Below are 16,042 nucleotides of genomic sequence, written 5' to 3'. Positions count from 1 at the left end.
GAAAGGGTTAGTTGTCCGGTGATATTTTTTCCAGTTCACGAGAGAACTAACCCCGATAACTTAACGAGTCTTAGCACCAACTTTGCCGCCTTTGGCACCAGCACCAGCCATTCCAGCAGCACCGCCGAGAATACGCTGCAATTCGTCAGGTTTAGAACTCTTGGACACGGCTGTTTCAAAGGAAATCGTTCCTTGTTTGACTAAATTTGCCAATGTCTGTTCCATGGTGATCATGCCCATTTTCATCCCGGTTTGGATGGCGGAATACATTTGGGACACTTTTCCTTCACGGATCAAGTTAGAGATAGCGGGGGTGACAATCATAATTTCCTGTGCCATTGCCCGACCAAACTCACCAGGTTTCGGGTTTTTCTTGGGAACCAAGGTTTGACTGAAGACGGCGACCAAGGAGTTGGATAGTTGAGCTTGGACTTGAGCTTGTTGTTCAGGAGGAAACACGTCCAGCATCCGGTTCACGGTTTGAGAGGCGGAACTGGTGTGCAAGGTTCCCATGACCAAGTGACCTGTTTCTGCGGCTGAAATCGCCAGTGAAATGGTTTCCAAGTCCCGCATCTCGCCGACTAGAATTACATCCGGGTCTTCCCGTAAGGCGGCTTTGAGCGCATTCGCAAAGCTTTTGGTATCTTCACCTTTTTGACGTTGGTGAACTAAGCTTTTAATGTTGGGAAAAACGTATTCCACCGGGTCTTCGACGGTGAGAATATGTTCGGGTCGGGTGCGATTAATTAAATCAATCATTGCCGCCAGTGTGGTGGTTTTTCCTGAACCCGTGGGTCCTGTTACCAGTACTAATCCCCGAGGACGTTCGCTCATTTCCCGCACAATATCCGGTAGACCTAACATATCAAAGTTAGGAATCTTGGAGGACAACGCTCGCAAGCAAGCGGCGTAGTAGCCACGCTCCTTATAAACATTGACCCGGAAGCGAGCCAATCCCTTAACGCCATAAGAGCAATCCAATTCCCAGTTCTGCTCTAATTCTTTGCGCTGGCTATTATTGAGCATACTGAAAATCAGCTTCTGACATTCTTGGGGATTCAGGGGATCTTCACCAAAGGGTTGGAGTTTGCCACTAATGCGGAAATAGACCGGTGCCCCAGCTTGAATATGCATATCTGAGCCACCCATTTCAACGAGCTGCTCCATCAAGTCTTCAATCATTAAATCCATTGGCATGGCGTTGTCTCCAATAAGAATTAGTTGTTAATTGTCAGTGTTCGTTACCTAATCAATTGTTGTTGGGGGTTGAAGCCAACAACAATTGATGAATAGTCCCAGCTTTTAGTCTCAAAAACGTGGGGTCATACAGTACGGACAGTCTAACCACTCCTGTTCTAACCCAGCGCCGCAAGTGCTACAGGAGAGGGATTGCTTACGTTTGGCTTTCATTTCTGCCTCAAGACCGGAATCAGTAAACGTGACTCGTTCAACTTCTTCCAATGTTGTATGACCATCCTGCACCAGGTTTAAACTGTAGGATAATAGGGTTTTCATCCCTTCTTCAACTGCTGCTTCTTTGATCCGTTCAGTAGGCGCTCCTTCATTGATTAGGAGTTGCAGTCGTTCGGTGTTCCGCATGACTTCATAAACGCCCACTCGTCCTTTATACCCGACCCCATTACATTTTTGACAGAGTGTTCCTTTGGAGCGAGCGTCGGTAATTTCTTCGGGTTGTAGGGTATTGGCTTTATAGAAGGTGACTTCCCCTTCGCTGGAAGCGGCTAAACCAAATCGAGCCAGTTCAGCAGCAGTAGGTTGGTAAGGTGTGCGACATTCAGTACAAACCTTCCGCATCAGGCGCTGGGCTAAAACTCCCAGAAGCGCACCCGACACCATGAATGGTTCGACTCCCATTTCATCCAGGCGGGGGATAGCGCCAGCCGCGTCGTTGGTATGGAGCGTGGTTAAGACTAAGTGTCCAGTGAGCGCCGCTTCAATCGCGGTTTTTGCCGTTTCCTTATCTCGCGTCTCACCCACCAGAATTACATCCGGGTCTTGGCGTAGAAATGAGCGTAGAATCGAGGCAAAGTCCATGTTTTTTTCTCGCAGTACCTGTACCTGGGTAATACCAGGTAAGGAATATTCAATCGGATCTTCTGCGGTACTGATATTGACACCTGGGTCATTGCGCTCAGCCAGCATAGAATAGAGGGTTGTGGATTTCCCGGAACCCGTCGGACCCGTGACCAAGATCAGCCCAAAGGGTCGTGCTGTCATTTCCCTGACCATTTCTAAGCTTTCTGGGTCAGTGATCAAAATATCCAAACCGAGTTGGGTGCTAGAGTTATCCAAAATCCGCAGGACAATCTTCTCACCATAACGGCTGGGTAGGGTACTGACTCGGAAGTCAACCTTGCGCCCTTGGAACATACGGCGAATTCTGCCATCTTGGGGTAATCGGCGTTCAGCGATGTCCAAATCTGACATAATTTTGAAGCGAGCAGCAACGGCATTTTTGATTGTTTTAGGTAAGGGCTCGAAGGCTTGCCGCAGTACGCCGTCTTTGCGGAAGCGAACCCGCAAGTATTCTTCTTGGGGTTCGATGTGAATGTCAGAAACGTCTTCTTGTAGGGCTTTGGCGAGGATTTTATTCACCAAGTTAATTACCGGGGCACCACCGGCATCACCCGCGACTTTCGATATGTCTTCTTCCGTCGTTTCCTCTGGTGCATCAGACAGGGTTAAATTATCAAGATCCTGACTGATGTTTGTCTGCTTGGCAGCTTCCTGTTCCTTCTCCTGTGCCAGTTTGTGATCCCGATATTGATTAATCAGATGCTGATAGTCTTCCTGGGTAATCACCATCCGTCGTAGCCCAACGCCTTGAGGGCGCAGAATCCGGTTTAGATCATCTTGGGCATCGAGATTATCCGGGTCAACCATTGCCACCAGAACCGATGGCGGCTGTGTGTCATTCCTGGATAAAGGCACTAAGCGATAGCGACTACAGATATCAATGGGAATTAGGCTTTCGATGAGTTCCTTGACTTGGTGACCAGAAATATCACCAAGTTCCGGATCAAGAGATTCAACACCGTAAAGTATTTTGAGTTCAAACAGTTGCTGTTTCTTGTACTGGCGCACTAAGTCGGGTGGCAACTGATGCCCGGTAATTGATTCAACGACATCGGTCAGAGGTCGTCCTGACTTACGGCTTTCCGCCAATGCCTGCCGCATTTGAGAGTCATCAACATAACCCGATTGAACGAGTTTATTTCCAAAGGGCGAAAAATCGTTTTTGACAACAAGGGCACGTCTTGCTGATGATGATGGGGATTGAGTCATAGTGGGTGAGACTATCTCCTTGATTACAGAATTCCTAAAAGTTTTAGCGTTTGTCGTACTGGAGGAAGCGACAACGGTAACCCCATTGCCTTGCCGCCAATTTGAATAAAAGGGCTTGACGGCTCTCAGAATGGCTCCCTGCTCACTGGGTTTGGATCAGAGTACCCATGCTGGGAAACACTTTGAGGCGTGAATAAGGTTGGATGCCAACATGCTGGAGTTACCAATATCCTGGCAAGGGTGAAATGCAAGTCTTCAGATAATCTAAATGTGATAGAATTCTGACTGAATTCAAAATTAGTCCTCTATAACCCTGATAGAATACTCTATTCCTTATTATAGATGGGGATACCGCCTCAAGTTTTATCTTAACCGTTTCCTCGGACTCCTAGAGTGCCTCCGCCCCCAAATCCTCAACGTAACAGGCTATGTCTCTACGGCGAGAACTCCTGTTTAGCTGTGATTGAATCAATAGACGCATTAACAACAGACAATTTTCCCCAGTATGTACTAGGATTTGAGGAGGTAGCAATCCGGACTTGATGCCTGGGACTTTAGCCTACCCAAAATCTTGCCGTTAATCTGGGCAAGGTAAATGTTGCCATCCCTTGAAGGAGCAGGAGATTGATTGAGTTTTTAGTGCGAGTGAATTATGAGTGACGAAGACAAACAACCAAATACTACGTTGCAACAAACAGATGAGCAGAAGGCCGTGAATTCAGATAACCCCGATTTAAATGAGGCAACTTCTGAGGAGGAGGTTGGCACACAACCCGATGTCGAGTCACCATCAACGGCAGAAGCGGCAACCGCTGAAGTGACAACGGAAGCGGCAGAAACTTCGGCCGGACAAGGCGTGGAGAGTGAGTCTGCGGAATCGGACTCTGCCGGATTGCCCGGTCAGCAGGAGGATGTCGCGGTTATCGAAACCTTGCAGCAGGAAAATGAACTCCTCAAAGCTCAACTGGAGGAAGTTAATCAGCAATTTGAAGCCTTTAAAACCCAATCGATGCGGATGGCTGCCGATTTTGATAACTTCCGCAAGCGGACGGCTAAAGAAAAAGAAGATTTAGACCATCAAGTAAAGCGTAATACTCTGGGCGAGTTATTATCCGTGGTCGATAACTTTGAGCGGGCGCGATCGCAAATCAAACCTCAAAATGATGGGGAGATGGCGGTGCATAAGAGTTATCAGGGGATCTACAAACAACTGGTGGAATCCTTCAAACGTCTTGGGGTTTCGCCGATGCGTCCGGAAGGAACAGAGTTTGATCCCAATTTCCATGAAGCAGTGATGCGACAGCCGAGTGAGGAATATGACGAAGGAATCGTCATCGAACAACTGATGCGTGGCTATTTCTTGGGCGATCGCGTATTGCGTCATGCCATGGTTAAAGTTGCTGCGGCTCCAGAGCCCGTGGTAACCTCAGAGGAAGACACCTCGACAGAACCAGAAAGTTAAGCGGCACGGGGATACTCCCCCCTTGGGTGTCCATCTCTAAAACAATCAACCCCAAACAACGGTTGAGCGCACGTCAGGTGAGTTCTGTAGCCACAGATTATCACCTTAAAAAGAAAACCTTACCGATCAGATAGGCCGAAGCGCTATGGGAAAAGTCATTGGCATCGACCTGGGCACAACAAATAGTTGCGTGGCTGTCCTCGAAGGAGGTAAGCCCCTCGTCATTTCCAGTACGGAAGGCGGACGAACCACACCGAGTATTGTGGGATTTGGTAAATCGAATGAGCGCTTGGTTGGTCAACTAGCGAAGCGTCAGGCAGTTCCCAATGCAGAAAATACTGTCCATAGTATTAAACGGTTTATTGGTCGTCGATGGGAGGACACGGTAGAGGAGCGATCGCGAGTTCCCTATAACTGTGTTAAGGGTCGCGACGATACGGTTGATGTCCAGATCCGCTCCCATCAATATACCCCGCAGGAAATCTCTGCCATGATCCTGCAAAAGCTGAAAGCGGATGCCGAAAACTTTCTCGGTGAACCCGTAGAACAAGCGGTGATTACAGTCCCTGCCTATTTTACCGATGCTCAACGGCAAGCGACCAAAGATTCCGGCACCATCGCCGGTTTAGAAGTGCTGCGGATCATCAACGAACCAACCGCCGCAGCATTGGCGTATGGGCTGGACAAGCAAGACGAAGAACACCAAGTTCTCGTCTTTGACTTAGGCGGCGGTACGTTTGATGTCTCGGTGATGCAACTGGGCGACGGCGTATTTGAAGTCAAAGCCACGTCTGGCAACAACCATTTAGGGGGAGATGACTTCGATAACGTAATCGTGCGCTGGATGATTCAGGAGTTCAAGGAACAAGAAGGCATCGACATCGGCGCAGATAAAATGGCGCTACAGCGTTTGCGAGAAGCCGCAGAAAAGGCAAAAATTGAACTCTCTAGCATGTTGAACACCTCGATCAACCTGCCGTTTATTACCGCAGATGAAACAGGTCCTAAACATCTAGAGATGGAATTGTCGCGAGCGAAGTTTGAAGAACTGGCGAGTGACTTAATCAAAGGCACAGTTGAACCCGTAAAACAGTCGCTCAAAGATTGCGAACTTAAGCCTGATGATATTGACCGGATTCTGCTGGTCGGGGGTTCGACTCGCATCCCCGCCGTCCAGAAAGCGATTAGTAAGTTTTTCGGCGGTCGCCAACCCGATAAATCGGTCAACCCCGATGAAGCGGTTGCCCTAGGTGCAGCCATTCAAGGGGGTGTCTTGGGCGGTGAAGTTGAAGACTTGTTGCTACTGGATGTAACTCCATTGTCACTGGGGATTGAAACCTTAGGCGAAGTTTTCACCAAAATTATCGAGCGTAACACCACGATCCCCACCAGTAAATCGCAAATCTTTTCCACGGCGACGGACGGACAAACTTCTGTGGAAATTCACGTCCTCCAGGGTGAACGAGCGATGGCTCGTGATAACAAGAGCCTGGGTAAGTTTCTACTGGCAGGCATTCCTCCGGCTCCCAGGGGTGTGCCTCAAATTGAGGTATCCTTTGATATTGATGTTAATGGAATTCTGAACGTCTCAGCGGCGGATAAAGGCACAGGACGAGAGCAAAGCATCCGGATTACCAACACTGGTGGATTAAATACTGGTGAAGTGGAACGGATGCGCCAAGAAGCCGAGCAATTTGCCGAAGAAGACCGCCGTCGGATGCAACTGGTGGAACTGAAAAATCAAGCCGAAAGCCTCTTCTACAGTTACGAATCGACCCTAAAAGACAATGCCGATTTGGTACGCGAGGACTTGAAGGCGCAGGGAGAGAAGAAAAAGCAACAGCTACAAGCTGCACTCAAAAACCCCTCGATTGCAGTGGAGGACGTTAAACAGCAACTGGAAGATTTCCAACAAACCCTGTTTACCATTGGTGCAGCCGTCTACCAAGAGAGTGCGCCCGATTTGGAACCCGATGAGATTAGCGAAAGCGAGGAGGAACTTGCCTCACCTGTAGAAGTGAGTGAACCTTCTGAGTCGGAACCCGAAGAAGAAGAGTTAATTCTGAACTTTGATGATGAAACAGTAAATAATACTGACTATGAAACAGTTGACTAAGGCAATGCCTACCTAAATGTAAGTAGTAATTCGCTGGTTTTTTATCCAAAATGGATAGACATGCAGGTGATCCGGATATCAGCCCTCGGTGGCGATAAAGCCGATTCTCTGTACAAACTATCCCGATTAACCCACCTCCATAACGTAATCCAACCCTCCCGCATTGCTCTATGCCTGACTACTATGAGACTCTCGGCGTCTCTCGCGACGCTGACAAAGAAGAAATAAAGCGGGCTTACCGTCGCCTTGCCCGAAAGTACCATCCCGACGTTAACAAGGAACAAGGAGCGGAAGAGCGATTTAAAGAAATTAATCGAGCTTACGAAATCCTTTCCGAACCCGAAATGAAGGCACGATACGACCGCTTTGGCGAAGCGGGTGTATCCTCAGGTGCTGGTGCTGGAGCCGGCTATGCCGATTTTGGGGATATGGGTTTTGCTGATATTTTTGAAAGCTTCTTCAGCGGTTTTGCTGGGGGTATGGGTCAGCAAACGGGACGTCGGCGTGGTGGACCGACGCGAGGGGATGACCTACGCCTAGACTTGAAGCTAGAATTTCGGGAAGCTGTATTCGGTGGGGAAAAGGAAATTCGCATTCCTCACCTGGAAAACTGTAATACCTGTAACGGTACGGGGGCTAAACCGGGAACTCGACCCCGTACCTGTTCGACCTGTAGCGGCTCAGGACAAGTGCGTCGCGCTACTCGTACCCCCTTTGGCAGTTTCACGCAAGTGTCAGTCTGTCCAACCTGTAACGGCGAAGGACAGGTGATTGAAGATAAGTGTGAAACCTGTGGGGGAGCAGGTCGCAAACAAGAAACCAAAAAGCTAAAAATTACGATTCCGCCCGGTGTGGATAATGGCACTCGGCTACGGGTGTCTAAAGAAGGAGATGCTGGATTACGCGGGGGTCCTCCAGGCGATTTATATGTCTACCTCTTTGTTGAGGAAGATGCGGAATTTCAGCGGGATGGAATTAATGTTCTGTCGGATCTGAAAATTAGCTATTTACAAGCTATTTTGGGCTGTCGCCTCCAGGTTAATACTGTTGATGGTCCGGTGGAGTTGAAGATTCCCCCCGGAACCCAACCGAATACGGTATTAACGTTGGAAAATAATGGGGTGCCAAAATTAGGGAATCCGGTGAGTCGGGGTGATCATTTGATTACGATTCAAATTGATATTCCCAGCCGAATCACAGCGGAGGAACGGGAGTTGCTGGAGAAGCTGGCAAAAATTAAAGGCGATCGCACGGGTAAAGGAGGGCTAGAAGACTTTTTGGGAGGACTGTTTCGCGGATGAGTAAGCCCACGGGATCGACAATTAATCAGACACCTGATGCTCAACTGGATTTGCGAGGAACACCTTGTCCGATTAACTTTGTGCGGACTAAGCTACGTCTAGAACAAATGACGCCCGGTTCTTTATTAGAAGTCTGGCTTGATCCAGGGGAACCCATTGAACAGGTTCCCGATAGTCTGACGATGGCAGGGTATCCGATTGAGGCACTCGAAGATCACACAGACTACTTTGCCCTAAGAGTACGGCGTCCGCAAGCTTCTGCATGAGCGAAGTAGTCGATATCCCACCGTATGAATTATCTGCCCCCTTATTGGGGACAGTTCTAGCAGTTCAGGCGAATTTCTATCAGGTTCGATTAGAGTCTAATTGTGATCAAGAAGACGTAGCATGCTACGTCTCTACACTATTATGTACCCGTCGTTCCCGATTGAAAAAAATTGGTCAACGGGTGATGGTGGGCGATCGCGTGGTCATCGAGGAACCCGACTGGACAGGAAATCGAGGTGCGATCGCAGAAGTTCTTCCTAGGATTACTCAACTGGATCGTCCTCCTGTTGCCAATGCTGAACAAATTCTCTTAGTTTTTGCTTTAGCAGAACCTAACTTGGATGCCTATCAACTGAGTCGCTTTTTAGTCAAGGCAGAATCGACGGGTTTCCGGGTATGTTTGTGTCTCAATAAAAGTGATTTAGTCACCCCAGAAGCCCAACAGCAGTGGCAACAGCGTTTGAACGCCTGGGGATACCAACCCCTATTTATCAGCGTTTACAATAATATCGGTTTAGCCGAACTTAGCGATCGCTTAAACCAGAAAATTACCGTCTTAGCTGGATTGTCTGGAGTCGGAAAATCCAGTTTAATTAACCAACTTGCCCCTGACGTTAACCTGCGCGTGGGAGAAGTAACCGGAAAATTAGGACGGGGACGCCACACCACCCGCCATGTGGAATTATTTGAGTTACCCCAAGGGGGTTTATTGGCAGATACGCCGGGATTTAATCAGCCTGACTTGGATTGTACGCCCACTGATTTAATTCATTATTTTCCCGAAGCGCGACAACGGTTAGCCTTAGCCAGTTGTCAATTTAGTGATTGCTTACATCGCGATGAACCTAACTGTGCGGTACAGGGAGACTGGGAACGCTATGATCATTATCTGGGGTTCTTAGCCGAAGCGATCGCACGTCAAGAACGGTTGAACCAACAAGCTGATCCAGAGTCAACTCTCAAGGCAAAAACAAAAGGAAAGGGACAAACTGAGTACGAACCCAAGTTACAAACCAAGAAATATCGGCGGCGTTCTCGGCGAACTCAACAGCAGGATTTAGAGGAACTCTATCAAGAAATGGAAGATTTATAACTGAGTATTTGCCTCTGACTCATTCTCAACTGAGAGTTTACCGGGAAGAAGAATTTTATTGGATGGTGTATGATCAGGGTGATTTTGAGCCAAAAATTGCCGTAATTGTACCATTAAGTTAGTGTTATACTGAGGATATTCTTGATAGTTAGATGAAGGGCTAGAATAAGAGACCAGGAATATTAATGCTGGAAAAGTCAGGAAAAGACTTGTATACGCAACTCCCATAGGGCTAAGTAATTTTTTAAAGTTATTCAAATTATTTTTTAGCATATCAGTTATCTTTATTGTTGATAAAAGTCACTTTTTTGGGCTATATGCTCTGCCTAGCCTCCGTATATTAATCCTAATTCTCTATTCATAGCGTCTACCCCAAGTTTCAAGTTTAAATTAAATATTTATATCTATAGACAGATGGAATATTTCTTTAACTCTGAATGGCTTACAGCAGATTTCAGGTTTATGAGGTACAGCCTTAAGCTGAAGTTCCCCGACTTCTCCAAGAAGTCGGGGATCTGTCTATGTGTTTCCCTTTCCTTACCAATCTACTTATTCAGCAGTCCCTAACTTAGTCCCACAAATTTTGCAAAACTGAGCATCAGAATCATGAAAAGGTAAACCACACCCGCCACAGACTTTCTCCACTTGGTTAGCCGTTTTAAGTAAGTGCTTGACTAAATCGCCCAATTGCCAAGGAATCAGAGCAATGCCTGTCAAAATCATCAGCACTGTTAGTAATCGACCCCCTTCTGAAATTGGTGTGAGGTCACCAAATCCAACGGTGGTCATCGTTACTACAGCGAAATAGAAGGCATCTAAAAATGTCTTGAATTTTTGAGGATTTATTCCATGTTCAACTTGATAAATTAATCCTGAGTAAACAAATATTATGGTGAACAATGTAAATAATATTCGAGCTAAGATAATGGCATCTTGATTGCTAAGTCTAAAAATATAAATTTTAAAGGTAAGGAAACGAATTAACCGTAAGATCCGAAACCAACGGAAAATTAAAATAAATCGGATATCCGTCACGCCAATAAAGAAAGGCACGATCGCGATTAGATCGATAAGCGAAACAGGGCTAAAAAAGAAATTAAGTTTAGAGTCAGCAACCCAAAATCGTAGTAAATACTCGGCAACAAAAACAATTAAGATAATTCGGTCAAGAATATCTAGACTTAGGCGAAGCAGCGGGGGTATGGGATAAGTCTCTGACACAAAAATTGCTGAAGATAAGAGAATTAACCCCATGATCAGCAAATTAACCCGCCTACCCACAGGCGATTCAATATCTTCTACGTAAAGAGCAATCGTTTGTCGCAAATTATCGGGCATTAATCTGGCACTAGCAAAGGAAAGTTAAAGACTGGAGTTGAGGTATTTACCAAGATGCCCTCAATCAAACCCAACCGATTCAGCACTAACTTAAATTGTAAGATAGACCCCTATCTGTATGAGGCTCGAATTGCGTCCGCCCGACAATCTCGCAACCAGAGCTGCACGGCTCGACCCATAATACCATTGCTACTCTCTCGTGGCGGCGTGGGTGGGCGTTCTGGTGAAGGTGAACCTAGGCGCGTAAACATCAGAGCCAAACGCCATCCACTATCGGTATTGGTTAAAAATAGCCAGTGAAAACTCTCTCGTTCGATCACACCTCCCTGGACATATTGGCGTTCTAGAGTGGTGAAAAACACTTGCTGTGGGGGTTCTACGTTTGCAGTCGTCACAGAATTATAGGAACCCGGACCAAGGGTCAGGGGTTGAAATTCCGCTCGCCCTGCCACGATTATATATAGATCGATATCGATGTCCTCATTTACAGGTCGCGATCGCTGAATCACCCGATTCGCGTAGTTAGGTAAATCCCGCAGCATCAAAGAGGTTAAGGTTTCTAGATCAGCCGGACAAGTCGCCGATTGAGCTAGAAGTGTGGGTGTAGGGGGACAGGGGTGCAGGAGCGCAGGGGTACAGGGGAGGACTCTTGGCTTTGTCGGTTTCATTCTCAGCGTTTGTGAGCCGAGGATATAATCGGTGTTAAATGTCCCACCATCCATCTGAAATCCCAGCCAACAGGCAATTGTTAAGCATTGGAGCAACTTAAGACTCATAAGGAGTTACAAGAGACTTTGCCAAGAAACTATTTCGACCCAAAAAATAGAATAGTGCGATCGCTAAACGATCAGGGAATTCATTAATAATTCGGCTACTTTAGTTAAAAGGACAAAAAGCATGAAAATTGACACTGACGGGAAAATTACTATCCCTCCAGACATTCAAAACAAGCTTGGGTTTCGACCAGGGACAGAAATTCAATTTGAAGTAATAGGGAATACCTTGCACATTCGCAAGCCTCAAGGCTTTAGCCGAGGAAAACAAATAATTACTGCCATTCGTGGTAAAGCCACTAACCGACTGACAACTAATGACATTATGCAACTAACTCGCGAAAACCGATGAGCGAAATTTTGGTAGATAGTAATGTCATTTTGGATATTCTCACCGAAGATACTCAATGGTTTGACTGGTCATCGCAAATGCTAACTGACTACGCCAATCAGGGAGATTTAGTGATTAATCCGATCATTTACGCCGAAATATCGATTGGGTTCAATCAACCCCAAGAAGTTGAAGACGCTTTACCAGAAGATTTTTTTCGTCGAGATCCCCTACCCTATTCAGCCGCTTTTCTAGCAGGACAAAGCTTTTTGGCATATCGGCGACATGGAGGTGAACGGCGATCGCCACTTCCTGACTTTTATATCGGTGCCCATGCTGTCATAGCAAATATGCCTCTGCTTACCCGTGATGTCAATCGTTATCGTACATATTTTCCATCCGTTCAACTCATTACGCCATAGGTATCTAGCTTATGATTATAACGATATCAGTGCAAAGCGCTATAACTCGTCGCAAATTCTTTGCCAAGCTGCAACGGGGTCAGGCGCAGCCGTGATGGGACGTCCAATCACCAGGTAATCAGCGCCCGCTTTCAGAGCATCTGCTGGTGTCATCGAGCGCCGTTGATCGCCCTGTTCCGACCAACTGGGACGGACGCCGGGACAAACGAGGAGAAAGTCATCCCCACATATTTGGCGAAGCTGAGACACTTCTTGAGGCGAACAAACTGCACCATTTAATCCGGTTTCTTGTGCCAAAAGTGCCATCTGTAGGGCGTATTCAGGTAACTCAATCGGAACTTTTAAATCAAAGGCTAAATCTCGTGAGTTCAAACTGGTGAGTAGGGAAATAGCAATTAACTTCGGTGGTGAACAAGCGGCGGCTTCTGCTCCTTCCTTCGCTGCTGCTACCGCTCCTTTGAGCGCCATACGCCCTGCTACTGCATGAATTGTCAGTAAATCTACCCCGTATCCAGCAGCCGCCCGTGTTGCCCCAGCTACCGTATTGGGAATATCGTGAAACTTGAGATCTAAAAATATCCGTCTTTGCCGATCTTTGAGAATCTGAAGAATCGCGGGTCCACTGCTGACAAATAGTTCCAGTCCGACTTTCCAGAACCTCACCTGCGGTAATTGTTCCACGAGGGCGATCGCTTGGGCTTCGGTTGGTACATCTAAGGGGACGATAATCCGCTCGGCTACTGACATGGAAAATGCTTGTTGATAAGTAGCCACAGATTATCCCATTTTTATTTAACCGCGCAACTTATGCAATCTCAAAAGGCGTTCTGACCACCTTGGTGAAGCACTTTTGAGCAATCAGTGCAGGTTTTGTTGAGTCGTTATCGCTAAATCCGTCCCTACAATTGAATAAGGGCGGGTTTTGTTGAGCCGTTATTGGTGAGTTGTAGACCGGAGCGTCTAAACCCGCCCCTACAATTTACACCCATAGATAGTTTAAGGGGAAAGAAATTTCTTTCCCCTTTTTTGGTAGTTATATGCGTGAAGTGTCTCTCCCTAATAGGGAAAAGACTTCTCCCGACCCACAGGCATATAGCCTGTTTTGTACGAAACTATTGAGGAACGATACTCAGTTCCGAGGCACCGCTTTACAGGAATCCGACTCCCTCGGACGTTCGTTCTCTTCTCAGTATAGCAAAGATAGTTGGATCTATGCTTTTTGCTGTTCTTTCTATGTTTTTTAGCGCTAAGTAATGGCTCTGCCTTCTGCATAAATGCTCGATAAAAAAGCCATTCCTAGAAAAACCCATAGCAGTATTAGCGGCAATAATGGTGACATGAGCGAACCTCCTCTGGAACACACAGTCTGATTATCTTTATAATACCACTTGCTCCACGGATTAAATTGACAAATTTGTCAATTTGCGCTACATCCCAGCTTCCCCCGCTCCTCCTGCTTGCACGCCCGGGTCAAAAACTTTTGCTGTTATGCGCTAGCTGCTGAGGATGTCAACCGCACCGATTTCTTTTTCCCTACCTGTAAAACCTTGCCCTCTAAAGCCTCTGGGGAATCAAAGGAGCAGTCTACATCCGTAATCCGATCGCCCTCTAGTTTCACACCGCCACCTTTAATCTGTCGCCGCCCTTCGCCACTACTACTGCACAACCCACTGACATTAAGAATATAAAACAACTTAGCGGGAAACTCGACTTGGGAGAGGGAAAATTCGGGGATAGCCCCCCCGCCTTTTGCCTCATCTGCTTCCTTTTGACCATGATATTGGGTAACAATTGTCCAAGCCAGGAGTTGTTGGCGATCGCGGGGATTTGCCGGGAGTTCCGCTAAGGGTAAGTCAGTGAGTAGCTCAAAATACTCCTCCAACAGATTATCCTTCGTCCCTTCCAGCTTCTGATACATGGGTTGAGCCGCCTCCCGCAACCCCACATAATTGTTCAGCGACTTCGACATTTTCAGCACGCCATCTGTACCAATTAAAATCGGCAGCAGTAATCCAAACTGGGGGGTTTGACCAAAATGCCGTTGTAAATCTCGCCCCACCGCAATATTAAATTTTTGATCCGTTCCGCCTAACTCCACATCCGCCTGAACCGCCACCGAATCATACCCTTGCATCAAGGGGTAGAGAAACTCATGTAGGTAAATGGGGTTTTCCTGTTTAAATCGTTCCGCAAACCCCTCCTTCGCTAGCATCTGCCCCACCGTCATCGTGGCTAACAAATCGAGAATCTCTGCCAAATCCAACTTACTTAACCATTCCGAGTTATAGCGAATTTCCAGGCGTCCTGGTGTTTCAAAATCTAAAATCGGACGCACCTGATCCAAGTAGGTTTGGGCATTTTGCTGCACCTGTTCGTCAGAAAGATGCTTCCGGACTTCCGACTTACCACTTGGATCACCGATTCTTGCGGTAAAATCGCCAATAATTAGGACAGCCGTATGACCCGCATCCTGAAACGCCCGTAATTTCCGTACAGGAATACTATGACCCAAGTGGATATCTGTCCCCGTCGGGTCAATTCCCAACTTGATCCGCAAGGGATGCTCAGTTTGGAGAATCCGTTGCTCTAGGTTCTCACTCGGGTCTTGAGAATCCGGTTGGTTGGGAAAAATGTCACTAACACCTCGGTATAACCAAGATAATGACTGAGACATTGTGTTTAAAGAGTTTGACATTCGTCTGGGAAATCTTTCAGGATTAACGTGCAGGAGAATGGCAGATGTTTAACTGCTGAGGGGTTTGGGGAGCGATAAGTCCCACGATTAGCGTTGGGATGCTTCGACAAGCTCAGCAACACCATGGATTCCCCAAGTCAATTGAGTGGGATTCAATATCCCCGAAATTGACATTTACCACTTCAATGATAATGTGGTAGAACCTACCTATGATTCTAAACCACACCTACCGCCTATATCCTGATAACCAACAAGCCCAACTTCTAGATGAGTGGTTGGAAACATTGCGGGTGTCCTACAACTATGCGTTGCGGGAAATCAAAGACTGGATTGCTTCTCGCAAGTGTCCAATGGATAGGTGTAGTTTGGAGTTTGAGTATATCATGAGTGCCGATTATCCCTTTCCTAGCTACCACCAACAACAAAACAATCTACCTAAAGCTAAGAAGGAATTTCCACGACTCAAATCTGTTCCCTCCCAAGTCTTGCAGACTAACATTAGAAGGTTACATGATGCTTGGGACTTCTTTAGGGAGAGGGGTTATGGATTCCCCCGCTTCAAGAAAGTGGGACAAATGAAGTCGATGTTATTCCCACAATTCAAGACCAACCCAGTTACAGGTTGGCACATCCAACTGCCAAAATTAGGGAAAGTGGAAATCAACTTGCATCGACCTATCCCTGACGGATTTGTGGTTAGGCAAGTACGGGTAGTCAAAAAGGCAATGGGATGGTTTGCAGTAATTACTCTGTACTCAGATCTGGAAATTCCAGATCCTTCACCTCATGGTCACGCCATTGGGGTGAGTAACTGTAACCAAAACCCTTGACACATCTACCCATTGTTGCCCATTTATTGGTAAGGTTCTATCCGGAGAGAGTTGACTGAGGTGATATAAAATAAGACGAACATTGAGAGGTCGAATCAATGGCTACTA

13 protein-coding genes and 1 pseudogene are annotated in these 16,042 nt (G+C 46.9%); 8 read left to right on the top strand and 6 right to left on the bottom strand.

Annotation, left to right across the window (positions count from 1 at the left end):
- Positions 1–60 precede the first annotated feature (60 nt).
- Together RIB93_RS32855 and RIB93_RS32850 are read right to left on the bottom strand one after the other, a co-directional pair.
- Positions 61–1,191, bottom strand: a complete 1,131-nt coding sequence (locus RIB93_RS32855; RefSeq protein ID WP_446348308.1) for a type IV pilus twitching motility protein PilT — start codon at positions 1,189–1,191, stop codon at positions 61–63.
- Between the two features lie 117 nt (positions 1,192–1,308).
- The gene (locus RIB93_RS32850; protein ID WP_446379579.1) at positions 1,309–3,306 is read right to left on the bottom strand and encodes a GspE/PulE family protein; all 1,998 of its coding nucleotides are present in this window, start codon (positions 3,304–3,306) and stop codon (positions 1,309–1,311) included.
- A 712-nt stretch (positions 3,307–4,018) separates the two neighbouring features.
- Between RIB93_RS32850 and grpE the strand changes: the two genes are divergently transcribed.
- From grpE to rsgA, 5 genes are all read left to right on the top strand, one after another.
- Positions 4,019–4,768 carry a nucleotide exchange factor GrpE gene (grpE, locus tag RIB93_RS32845; RefSeq protein ID WP_006102976.1) on the top strand — a complete coding sequence of 250 codons (750 nt, stop codon included), beginning with the start codon at positions 4,019–4,021 and terminating at the stop codon, positions 4,766–4,768.
- 145 nt (positions 4,769–4,913) lie between these two features.
- Complete coding sequence (gene dnaK, locus RIB93_RS32840; RefSeq protein ID WP_446379577.1) at positions 4,914–6,884, top strand: molecular chaperone DnaK; 1,971 nt, start codon at positions 4,914–4,916, stop codon at positions 6,882–6,884.
- A gap of 170 nt (positions 6,885–7,054) precedes the next feature.
- Complete coding sequence (gene dnaJ, locus RIB93_RS32835; RefSeq protein ID WP_446379575.1) at positions 7,055–8,185, top strand: molecular chaperone DnaJ; 1,131 nt, start codon at positions 7,055–7,057, stop codon at positions 8,183–8,185.
- Positions 8,182–8,451, top strand: a complete 270-nt coding sequence (locus RIB93_RS32830; protein ID WP_446379573.1) for a sulfurtransferase TusA family protein — start codon at positions 8,182–8,184, stop codon at positions 8,449–8,451. Before dnaJ ends, RIB93_RS32830 begins: the two co-directional genes overlap by 4 nt.
- Positions 8,448–9,545 (top strand): small ribosomal subunit biogenesis GTPase RsgA, encoded by a 1,098-nt coding sequence (gene rsgA / locus RIB93_RS32825; protein ID WP_446379571.1) that lies wholly within the window; start codon positions 8,448–8,450, stop codon positions 9,543–9,545. Before RIB93_RS32830 ends, rsgA begins: the two co-directional genes overlap by 4 nt.
- Positions 9,546–10,094: 549 nt before the next feature.
- On the opposite strand, the gene RIB93_RS32820 is transcribed toward rsgA, so the two are convergent.
- Complete coding sequence (locus RIB93_RS32820) at positions 10,095–10,883, bottom strand: ion transporter (RefSeq protein ID WP_446379569.1); 789 nt, start codon at positions 10,881–10,883, stop codon at positions 10,095–10,097.
- Between the two features lie 110 nt (positions 10,884–10,993).
- Complete coding sequence (locus RIB93_RS32815) at positions 10,994–11,659, bottom strand: hypothetical protein (protein WP_446379567.1); 666 nt, start codon at positions 11,657–11,659, stop codon at positions 10,994–10,996.
- Between the two features lie 121 nt (positions 11,660–11,780).
- Here RIB93_RS32815 and RIB93_RS32810 point away from each other — a divergent pair, with 121 nt between their 5' ends.
- Positions 11,781–12,008 carry an AbrB/MazE/SpoVT family DNA-binding domain-containing protein gene (locus tag RIB93_RS32810; protein WP_446345873.1) on the top strand — a complete coding sequence of 76 codons (228 nt, stop codon included), beginning with the start codon at positions 11,781–11,783 and terminating at the stop codon, positions 12,006–12,008.
- Positions 12,005–12,409, top strand: a complete 405-nt coding sequence (locus RIB93_RS32805) for a type II toxin-antitoxin system VapC family toxin (protein ID WP_446379565.1) — start codon at positions 12,005–12,007, stop codon at positions 12,407–12,409. The genes RIB93_RS32810 and RIB93_RS32805 overlap by 4 nt, the downstream gene beginning before the upstream one ends.
- A 39-nt stretch (positions 12,410–12,448) precedes the next feature.
- Here the strand turns inward: RIB93_RS32805 and pyrF are convergent, their stop codons facing one another.
- Positions 12,449–13,156, bottom strand: a complete 708-nt coding sequence (gene pyrF, locus RIB93_RS32800; protein ID WP_446379634.1) for an orotidine-5'-phosphate decarboxylase — start codon at positions 13,154–13,156, stop codon at positions 12,449–12,451.
- Positions 13,157–13,895: 739 nt separating this feature from the next.
- Positions 13,896–15,083: a tyrosine--tRNA ligase gene (gene tyrS / locus RIB93_RS32795; RefSeq protein ID WP_446379563.1), complete on the bottom strand. Its 1,188-nt coding sequence runs from the start codon at positions 15,081–15,083 to the stop codon at positions 13,896–13,898.
- A gap of 230 nt (positions 15,084–15,313) precedes the next feature.
- Between tyrS and RIB93_RS32790 the strand changes: the two are divergent.
- A pseudogene (locus RIB93_RS32790) lies at positions 15,314–15,910 on the top strand (RNA-guided endonuclease InsQ/TnpB family protein); the annotation flags it as partial.
- Positions 15,911–16,042 lie beyond the last annotated feature (132 nt).

Origin of the sequence: Coleofasciculus sp. D1-CHI-01 (assembly GCF_040218875.1) — a bacterium.
GTDB lineage: Bacteria > Cyanobacteriota > Cyanobacteriia > Cyanobacteriales > Coleofasciculaceae > Coleofasciculus.
The sequence above is the reverse complement of the archived record's forward strand: the minus strand, read 5'-3'. Positions and strand labels throughout refer to the sequence as shown.

Bases quoted from the DNA above. Each gene is read 5' to 3' on its own strand.
- RIB93_RS32820 (WP_446379569.1), bottom strand. From the start codon at position 10,883: ATGCCCGATAATTTGCGACAAACGATTGCTCTTTACGTAGAAGATATT.
- RIB93_RS32810 (WP_446345873.1), top strand. From the start codon at position 11,781: ATGAAAATTGACACTGACGGGAAAATTACTATCCCTCCAGACATTCAA.
- RIB93_RS32830 (WP_446379573.1), top strand. From the start codon at position 8,182: ATGAGTAAGCCCACGGGATCGACAATTAATCAGACACCTGATGCTCAA.
- rsgA (WP_446379571.1), top strand. From the start codon at position 8,448: ATGAGCGAAGTAGTCGATATCCCACCGTATGAATTATCTGCCCCCTTA.
- dnaJ (WP_446379575.1), top strand. From the start codon at position 7,055: ATGCCTGACTACTATGAGACTCTCGGCGTCTCTCGCGACGCTGACAAA.
- RIB93_RS32805 (WP_446379565.1), top strand. From the start codon at position 12,005: ATGAGCGAAATTTTGGTAGATAGTAATGTCATTTTGGATATTCTCACC.
- dnaK (WP_446379577.1), top strand. From the start codon at position 4,914: ATGGGAAAAGTCATTGGCATCGACCTGGGCACAACAAATAGTTGCGTG.
- tyrS (WP_446379563.1), bottom strand. From the start codon at position 15,083: ATGTCTCAGTCATTATCTTGGTTATACCGAGGTGTTAGTGACATTTTT.
- RIB93_RS32850 (WP_446379579.1), bottom strand. From the start codon at position 3,306: ATGACTCAATCCCCATCATCATCAGCAAGACGTGCCCTTGTTGTCAAA.
- RIB93_RS32815 (WP_446379567.1), bottom strand. From the start codon at position 11,659: ATGAGTCTTAAGTTGCTCCAATGCTTAACAATTGCCTGTTGGCTGGGA.
- RIB93_RS32855 (WP_446348308.1), bottom strand. From the start codon at position 1,191: ATGGATTTAATGATTGAAGACTTGATGGAGCAGCTCGTTGAAATGGGT.
- pyrF (WP_446379634.1), bottom strand. From the start codon at position 13,156: ATGTCAGTAGCCGAGCGGATTATCGTCCCCTTAGATGTACCAACCGAA.